General features: G+C 40.4%; 4 protein-coding genes and 1 pseudogene. All 5 read right to left on the bottom strand.

The window, feature by feature from the left end; translation table 11 throughout:
• Positions 1 to 213 (bottom strand): annotated as a pseudogene (locus tag NSP_RS27110) (RNA-guided endonuclease TnpB family protein); the annotation flags it as partial.
• On the bottom strand, positions 206 to 604 hold the full coding sequence (gene tnpA / locus NSP_RS21870; RefSeq protein WP_006194806.1) for an IS200/IS605 family transposase: 399 nt from the start codon (positions 602 to 604) through the stop codon (positions 206 to 208). The gene tnpA and the pseudogene NSP_RS27110, both read right to left, overlap by 8 nt.
• A 374-nt stretch (positions 605 to 978) precedes the next feature.
• Positions 979 to 2,124 (bottom strand): SpoIID/LytB domain-containing protein, encoded by a 1,146-nt coding sequence (locus NSP_RS21860; RefSeq protein ID WP_044482860.1) that lies wholly within the window; start codon positions 2,122 to 2,124, stop codon positions 979 to 981.
• Positions 2,125 to 2,376: 252 nt separating this feature from the next.
• Entirely contained in the window at positions 2,377 to 4,575 is a 2,199-nt protein-coding gene (locus NSP_RS21855) for a GumC family protein (protein WP_006199150.1), read from the bottom strand.
• 713 nt (positions 4,576 to 5,288) lie between these two features.
• Positions 5,289 to 6,248 carry a ribonuclease Z gene (locus tag NSP_RS21850; RefSeq protein WP_006199151.1) on the bottom strand — a complete coding sequence of 320 codons (960 nt, stop codon included), beginning with the start codon at positions 6,246 to 6,248 and terminating at the stop codon, positions 5,289 to 5,291.
• Positions 6,249 to 6,290 lie beyond the last annotated feature (42 nt).

The following is a 6,290-nucleotide window of genomic DNA, read 5'->3' as shown; positions in this document are numbered from 1 at the left end:
GTGGGAATAAAGAGCCTGAAAATGAGCGTTAGATTTCAATAGCCGATGCAACTCAGCTTTGCTCGGTATCTTGCCAGTTTTAAAGAATAACTGGCGAGAATAATATAGTCCACAGTTAGCAAGTTTGTTTGACTGTTCGCAAACAAACTCTAAGATGGCTCTCAATTCTTTGTCTGGACTGATTAAAACTTGTTGGCAACCATAATTAGACATTTTTTTGATTTTCGATGTATTGCTTAATAACTGAAATCGGCGCACCCCCAACAGTTGAAACAAAATAGCTATTTGTCCAAAGTGTTGGTAGCCGACTTTTTAGCCAAGGAAACTCTTGTCTCAAAAACCGAGATGAACGTCCTTTCATATATCGAATTAATTTTGCAATTCCAAATTGAGGATCTACCTCGACTAATATGTGTACATGATCTGGCATTACTTCCATCTCGATAAGTTCGCTCTTGAACTCTGTAGCTACTTCCTGCAAAATAGCTTTAAGGCGAACATCTACACCTTGAACTAAAACTTTCCTCCGATATTTGGGACACCAGACAACATGGTATTTACAAGAGTAGGTAATATTGTTGTTTGATTTGTATTTTTGGATCATTCCGTAATTATACAGCTTTGAGCTAAATAACAATTTAAAGATTATATGAAGCTAGTCCTATATATCTTTTTAATTGCGGCTAAAGCCGCACCCGACTTATCCCCATGTCTGAAGCCAGGGGCTTGCGTCTCGTTTTTCGGTCAAAGAAGAGACAGGGGGGAAGGGGCAGAGAATAGGGTTTTCTCATGCCGTGGAGGCGAGCAGAACATGAGTTTGAATCCCCCACTTCTACTAGAGAATGAAATACCCTTGCCCTGTCCCTCTCCCCAGTCCCTCATACAGGACGGCGTAAATAAACCGACCATTTAAAATCAATAAAAAGCCTACATCATCTGACTTTTGACTTTTGACTTCACGGCGGTACTAGTCCCTAATTACTTGGTTTGAATTGGTGTGAGGGCTACTCCTTGATAGTAATGTCCTAAAATTTGTAGGTGGTTGGCTCCCTGTCGAGCTAGATTGTACGCTCCCCACTGACTCATTCCTAAGCCATGACCAAAGCCTAAACCTTGTAGTACAAAACTTCCATTTGCGCCTTTAGTGATATTAAAGCGAGTACTTCTCAGTTTGAGTGCAGTCCGGACTTGTTCGCCTTTTAGCACCCTTGTACCTTTGTCACCGACAATTCTTAAGGATTTAACACTACGGAAAGGCGAGAGGGCTTCTGCAATCATGTCTGTGACATTTCCTACACCAGAAATTCTAGAGCTAATTTCGTTAGAGGTAAAGGTTCTCTCCCAATTACAGGCGCTGATGTTTTGATCGTAGTCTTGAACAGCACGCAGGTAAGCGAGGGGATTTCCCCAAACATCTTCGACATTTTCAGTGTGTCCCCCCGAACAAGCGTGGAAAACTGAAAGAATAATTTCGTTATTATGTGTTAATACTTTTCCGGCTGTGGCATCAACTGCGGCGTAAATAGAGGGTGATTCGCTGATCACTCCTTTATAAATTTGCCAACGGTCGGGACTATCGCCTAAGTCGTAGGTGGGGTTGTTGCGCTGTTCGTTGCGCTTGTAGAGGGCATAGGTACGAGCTGCGATCGCTTGGGCTTTGAGAGCCTCCTGGGGCCATCCAGAATCCATTTCGCCACCGATGACACTGTAAAGATATTCTTCTAAATCAACCCAGTTAACGACATCTAAACCTTTATCTGTGGGAACAACCAGCGTTCTGCCACGATACCAGCGATCGCCAATATAAACAAATCCATCACCTGTTGGTTCAATCCAAAATAAGCCAGATTGCCACCTATCCAAAGCTACACCACCGGGGATAGTTTGAGCATTAAATGAACTCATAGCCGGCAATTGTCCGAGAGTACGACCAGTACTATCTTTAACAACCGCAGTTGTGGAACTACCAACTTTCACCTGATTAACTCCCCTCTCAATTGCCACGCGCAGGATTACAGATGCTTGAGCTGGGGCGACTAAAGCCATCCACAAGAAGATACCTATCCACCAATGACGGACTTTGATCTGGGAAAATAGAGAGCCTAATAACAGTTGAAATTTCATACTGACCATTTAAATCACATTTAGTATCTGTTTGATGCTCTGGACTATAGTGTCTACCACTTAAGATGAGACAGTTATCCACCCTGGGAAGTTGCCACTTCTTCATAATTATGCGATCAGTATGGAAAATCAGCTATAAGTCATTAGTCATTAGTCATTAGTCATTAGTCATTGGTCATTGGTCATTGGTCATTGGGAAGTTACCCTCTTGTCCCCCCTGCTCCCTGCTCCCCTGCTTCTTCTCCCTACTCCCTACCCCCTGCTGACATCGTTAGCAATAATTCCCACTAAATTCAAATTGCTTAATATTTCTGTAGTTTGCATGAGTTCATTGGGCGTGATCTGACCAATGCGCCCTACGATCACAATTCCATCACAGAATGATGCCAAAATCCTAGAATCGACTGTGCCTAAAATGGGCGGAGCATCTATAATCACTAGATCATAGGTCTGCTCAAACAACTCTATCAGTTCTTGCATTCGTTGAGAACTCAGCAGGTTGATTGTGTCTTCGGCTGTAGGGCCAGCAGTCAAAATATCAATGGAAGGGTGAATCGGCTGGATATAATCTTGAACTTGGGTATTTGTTTCATCGACTAATAACAGAGATAGTCCCCAGTCATTAGATAGTTGCAAGTTTTTGTGTAGGTTAGGACAACGCAGGTTAGCATCAATCAATAGTACGCGCCGATGCATCCGAGCCGCACTAGCCGCTAGTCCCAGCGCTAAGGTTGTCTTACCTTCTCTAGATAGGGCGGAAGTTAACATCAGGGACTTGAAGGGGTAAGGATGCTTGAATATTTGAATGTTTTGGTACACCATATTCAAGCTTTCGTGACAAGGTAACCAAGTGGTCGCTTCTACCAAAGAAGGAGCTAAATTTTGTTGTTTCTGCCAAAACCTGATGGGTAAACGCTTTTTGAGACCAAGGGGCGCTAGTTTTGGTACTGAACCGAGTAATCGCAGTTTCGTTAGCTTCTGTAATTCTTGTACTGAATAAATAGTGTAATTAAACATTCCCCAAGTGAGGGCGATCGCCAGCCCTAAAATCGGGCTGACTACAACTCCTCCCAATAAAAGTATGGATCTGCGGTTACTTGTAGAAGTCCCCAAAGCAGGTTCCTCTAATACTTCCCAATCAAAGCCTCCCTGAGAGATCTTTAATCCCAAATACTGTTGCGTCTGGAGTAATTGCTCAAGTATTTTACGTTTATTTTCTACTGCTGGTAGTAAGCGGTTATACTCAGATATCAGGCTGGGATATTTGCTTAGTTGCGAACTGAGTCGCTTTTCTGATTCAGATAAACTATTTTCATGAGCAATGAGTCCTTTAACAATTGTTTGTACCTGAATAAACTCTTGTAGCAGTACTGGATCAATTTCTGCTGTTTGCTTTTGGATCAATAGTAAATTTTTGGTACTGGTGGTATTGATAGCTTTGTCACCGAGCAATTTTTTCACTTCTTGCTGTAACAGCCTTTTTTGATTCTGGTTTTGCTGTCTGAGTTGTTGTAATATTGGGGACTCCTCTGTGTAGCGGATTTGCTCTGTAGCGATCGCCAATTCAGTCTTTTGAACTTCATTCAATAGCGATTGGTAACGAGTTGACTGATTTAAACGAGAAGCAATTTTTGCATCCTCAGATAAAACAGCTATTTTTTGTTCTAGGTTATTGTACTGAGCTTCTACATCTTTTAGCTGTGCGCGGGTGGTTTGTCGCTGTTGTTGAATATTAGCAAGAGATTCTAGCAGGATTTTACTTTGCACTTCCGGATCGAGTATATTATGCTTGGTGCGAAAGTTTTCTAAGTTTTCTTCTGCTTGACTGAGTTCTTGTTTAATCTGGGGTAAGCGAGTGCTAACAAAAGTTAGTCCTTGGTTGAGTCGTTCTTTTTGTTGCTCTAGATTGTAGTCTTGATAAACTTTTTGTAGAGCTTTCAGCACTCTTTGTGTTTTAACTGGATCGTCATGATTAAAGGACACTTCAATTACTGGACTAGGAACTTGATTAACTCCACCCTTACCTTCTAATTGACTGACTACCAAAGGTGATTCTTTGTTGTTCTTATTATTACCCTTAATATCTTCTACGGTAATATCTGGATAATCAGAATGAAGAATATCTACAGCTTTCTGGATCAATTTAGAACTCACCATCAGTTTCATCTGAGCGCTGTAGTCAAATACTGGTAGGTTTGGTTCAGTAAATTCACTATTTCCACTTAATTGGATATTATTTAATCTGACACCTTCATATAAATTGGAATTTACCAGTATCTGCATAGAGCTTTGGTAATTCGTTTTGGTATTGACAGCCAGGAGAGCAGCAATTGACATCAAAATTCCGGAAACACCTAAGCACAAAAAGCGTCGACGAAGCAAACTTTTAGCTATTCGTCTGACATCAACTGCGTTTATTGAAGAGTGATGAACCAGTTGGTTTTGATTCATACTTGTGTTAGCCACTATCAAATTCCTCTAATATCTAAATCCAGACACACTATATATGAAAGATTATGAGATCCTTGCCGAAAAATGATTTGTTTTTAATCTATAGACCAAACATCATACTAAATGTTTCTCCTTCCGATTATGAAGAGTTTATCCAAAAATAAATTGGCTATTTTTGTGACATTTTTCCAATATTTTAATGATTAAAAATAATACTAAGAATAATAATTATTTCCAAAAAAAGCACATTCAATTACTGGTTTTGTCAATAAAATTACCTGAATATTCAACTAAAATAATTAGCTATTAATGGCTGTGCAAGCATTTCAGCAAATTTCTTTATTAACTACTTAGATTTTTACTGTGTATTTATTTGAAAATTAGGAATTAGCAAAATATTGGTTTTGGATAAAAAAATACATATGTTTAATTGTCAAATAATTAAACATATGTAATAAAGAAGTCTTTGATCACGAATATTTACTATTAAGATTCAAGTTTGTGTGAAATTACGCCATAATTTCCTGTTTGCCAGTTAAACTGTTTGATCATCCGATAGATGTAATTTATCGAGTTCCATGATAAAACGGAATGATTAGGAGTTTTTTGTCTGATCGGTAATGAGAGAGGACGGGCAAGATGCCCGTCCCACAATTGGGAATAATTTATTTTCTGTTGTTCCCCAAAGTCAGAGACTAACCTTTAGGGAAATATTACTTATTTATTGGAGTTAACTCGGCTTCTCGTCTCCTGGGTACACCATAATCCATGAAATCATAAGCCATATCTGTTTTTGGGAAAATCGCCCTAGCTTCATGAAGTAAATCTTTTAATTCTATTGTGTTTCCCGGCGCATAGCGGGGACTGAAATGTGTCATAATTAATTTATGCGCCCCAGCGACTAAGGCTGTTTGCGCCGCCATTGTGGTTGTGGAATGCAATCGCTGAAAGGCTAAATCTGCATCTTGGTGGGCAAAGGTAGCTTCATGAATCAAGACATCGGCATCTTGTGCCAATTCTACCGCGCCTTCGGAATAAATTGTATCTGTACAATAAGCTATCTTACGTCCAATTTCTGTGGGACCACATAATTGATTCCCGTTAATGACTCTTCCGTCGGGAAGTGTGACTGTTTCACCACGTTTGAGTTTACCGTAAATCGGACCGGAGGGAATTTGCAAGGCTTGGGCTTTTTCTATATCAAAGCGTCCTGGTCGGTCTTTTTCGGCTATGCGATAACCAAATGCTGTAATACGATGATGTAAAAGACTACAGCTAACGGTGAATTCATCATCTTCATAAATGATTCCGGGTTGGACAACATGAACTTTCACCGGATAGGAAAAGTGTGTGTGTGAGTAACGTGTAGCTGCTTGGATATATTCATTTAGTCCCGGTGGTCCATAGAGATCAACTCGTTGCACATTTCCGGCTAAACCGCAACTAGCAAGGAGTCCCATTAAGCCAAAAATATGGTCACCGTGCAGATGGGTGATGAAAATTCGCGATAGTTGACTCATTTTTAGGTCACTCCGCAATAGTTGATGCTGAGTGCCTTCGCCACAGTCTAATAACCACAGTTCTGCTCTTTGGGGTAATCTCAGCGCTATGCTGGAAACATTGCGCGATCGCGTGGGTACTCCAGAACTTGTCCCTAAAAATGTGATCTGCACAGCGTTTTTTGGCCTTCCTTTTGCTGAATTTTATGCTTATTG

This window comes from Nodularia spumigena CCY9414 (assembly GCF_000340565.2).
In the GTDB taxonomy this organism is placed as follows: Bacteria; Cyanobacteriota; Cyanobacteriia; order Cyanobacteriales; family Nostocaceae; genus Nodularia; species Nodularia spumigena.
This window is presented reverse-complemented; position numbering and strand designations above follow the sequence as displayed.

Coding starts and splice junctions, on each gene's coding strand:
- NSP_RS21855 (WP_006199150.1), bottom strand. CDS start 4,575: ATGAATCAAAACCAACTGGTTCATCACTCTTCAATAAACGCAGTTGAT.
- NSP_RS21860 (WP_044482860.1), bottom strand. CDS start 2,124: ATGAAATTTCAACTGTTATTAGGCTCTCTATTTTCCCAGATCAAAGTC.
- tnpA (WP_006194806.1), bottom strand. CDS start 604: ATGATCCAAAAATACAAATCAAACAACAATATTACCTACTCTTGTAAA.